Below are 334 nucleotides of genomic sequence, written 5' to 3'. Positions count from 1 at the left end.
ATTGTCAATCCGGCGTGTGGCGCAGGAATGCAGGGAGCACTGTTTTGACAGGTTTAATTGGCAACGCCCAACAAATTCCTTTACCGGCAGGTTTTTCACCAAATCAATGCACTTGGAGTGTCAGTAACAGCGAAAACCCACATGGATGGAAACCCAATTACTTCGCCGGTCAAGTTGCTGTCGTAGACTCAAACCGTGTGGTCACATGCGGCTACTACGATGAGTATGTCTTTCATCCCGGTTCCAACAGAACGGATCTGACTGGAAAGTGCAGTTTCGTAATTAGCTGCTCATAAGCATCGAAATGATAATGTAAGTGTGATTGTCAATCCGG

The 334-nt window shown here is 46.7% G+C and carries 1 protein-coding gene; it reads left to right on the top strand.

Annotated features, from left to right (window positions below; translation table 11 throughout):
* A partial coding sequence (locus OGY18_RS04270) for a shufflon protein D' (protein WP_286551991.1) occupies positions 1-296 on the top strand: 296 nt, incomplete at its 5' end.
* Between the last annotated feature and the right edge of the window lie 38 nt (positions 297-334).

The organism is Citrobacter sp. Cpo142 (assembly GCF_030332425.1).
Lineage (GTDB): Bacteria > Pseudomonadota > Gammaproteobacteria > Enterobacterales > Enterobacteriaceae > Citrobacter > Citrobacter portucalensis.
This window is presented reverse-complemented; position numbering and strand designations above follow the sequence as displayed.